Source organism: Kitasatospora sp. NPDC001159, assembly GCF_053598235.1.
In genome coordinates this window covers 1-2,072 of the sequence record NZ_JBSFJV010000257.1, presented here as the reverse complement: position 1 = coordinate 2,072, position 2,072 = coordinate 1, and the positions used below count along the sequence as shown (strand labels likewise).

Annotated in this window: 1 protein-coding gene; it reads right to left on the bottom strand. The window is 72.7% G+C overall.

The genetic code is table 11. The features are described from left to right. On the bottom strand, nucleotides 1-2,072 hold a 2,072-nt coding region (locus ACWC9T_RS41650; RefSeq protein WP_449826225.1), incomplete at both ends, for a non-ribosomal peptide synthetase.

Sequence of the window (2,072 nt, the reverse complement as noted above, 5' to 3'; positions counted from 1 at the left end):
AGCAGGGAGTGTCCGCCGAGGTCGAAGAACGAGTCGTCCACGCCGACCTGCGCCAGCCCGAGCACCTCCGCGAACAGCGCGGCCAGCACCTCCTCCCGCAGCGACTTCGGCGCCCGGCCATTGATTGCGCCTGCGTACTCAGGGGTGGGCAGGGCGCGGCGGTCCAGCTTGCCGTTCGGGTTCACGGGCAGCGCGTCCAGCACCATGATGGCCGCGGGCACCATGTACTCCGGCAGCACCCCCGACACGAACCGGCTGAGCTCCGCGGGCAGGTCGGTCGCGCAGGTCCGGGCGGCCGGGACCGCGTAGCCGATCAGCCTCCGGTCGCCGGGTGTGTCCTCGCGGACCACCACCACGGCCTGTGCCACGTCGGGGTGAGTGGCCAACGCGGCCTCCACCTCACCGAGTTCGATCCGGAAGCCGCGGATCTTCACCTGGTCGTCGGCCCGGCCGAGGAAGACCAGCGCGCCCTCGGCGGTCCAGCGGACCACGTCGCCGGTGCGGTACATCCGGGTGCCGGCCGGGCCGTGCGGGGCCGCGACGAAGCGCTCGGCGGTGAGCCCGGGGCGGTTCAGGTAGCCACGCGCCAGCTGGACGCCGGCGAGGTAGAGCTCGCCCGGCACACCCGGCGGCACCGGCTGCAGCGCCGAATCCAGCACGTACACCCTGGTGTTGGCCACCGGGCGGCCTATCGGCACCGCGACGCCCGCCGCTCCCGGCTCGCAACGCCAGGCCGTGACCTCGATGGAGGCCTCGGTGGGGCCGTACAGGTTGTGCAGCGGGACGTCCAGCACCGCGAAGAACCGGTCGCGCAGGTCGCCCGGCAAGGCCTCGCCCGAGCAGAACACCCCGCGCAGGCCGGTGCACCTGGCTGCCGCGGGCTCCTGGACGAAGGCTTGGAGCATCGACGGCACGAAGTGCGCAATGGTGATCCGCTCGCGCTGGATCAGCTCGGTCAGGTACGCCGGATCCTGGTGCCCACCCGGCTTGGCGACCACCAGCGTGGCGCCCTCCAGTAGCGGCCAGAAGAACTCCCAGACGGAGACGTCGAAGCCGACCGGCGTCTTCTGCAACACCCGGTCATCAGCGCGGAGCCGGTGATCGCGCTGCATCCAGGTGAGCCGGTTGACCACGCCGCGGTGCGGCACGGCCACGCCCTTGGGCCGGCCGGTCGAGCCGGAGGTGTAGATCACGTAGGCGGGATGGGCGGGGAGCAGCGGCTCGGTGCGGTCGCGGTCGGTGAGATCCGCGGCGTCTTGTTGTGCCAGTGCCTCGGCGGTGGCCGGGCAGTCCAGCAGGACCCTGGGGAGGCCGGTCGGCAGCGTGTGCTGCACCGGGTGCGCGGTGATCGCCACCAGCGGCGCTGCGTCCGCGACGACCTGGGCGATGCGGTCGGCGGGGTGGGACGGGTCGACCGGCAGGTAGGCGGCACCGGTCTTGAGGACTGCGAGCAGCGCGACCACCAGTGCCTCGGAACGCTCCAGGGCGACCGCCACCCGCGCTTCCGGACCAGCCCCGTGTACGCGGAGCTGCCGGGCGAGCCGGTTGGCCCGGGCGTTCAGTTCGCCGTACGACAGGGACCGGCCCTCGAAGACCACCGCGGCTGCCGCCGGAGTGCGGGCCGCCTGTGCCTCGAAGAGCTGCGGCAGGGTCGCTTCCGGCAGCTCGGCCTGGGTGGCGTTCCACTCGGAGAGGATCCGCTGCCGCTCGGTGGGCGTCAGCAACTCCACCCGGGCCACGGGCTGGTGCGGGTCGGCGGCCACGGCGGACAGTACCCGGACGAAGCGGCGGGCCAGGTCGGCCGCGGTCGCCGCCTCGAACAGGTCGGTGGCGTAGCCAAGTTCGCCGTGCAACCCGGCTGGGCGGCCTGCCGCGTCGAAGGCCTCGGCGAGGCTGAAGTCCAGGTCGAACTTGGCCGTTGCTGCCGCACCGGACACCGCCCGGACCGTCAGGCCGGGGAGGTCGAGGGTGGGTTCGGCGGTGTTCTGGAGGACGAGCATGATTTGGAAGAGGGGGTGGCGGGCGAGTGAGCGGGTGGGTGCGAGGTCTTCGACGAGGCGTTCGAAGGGGAG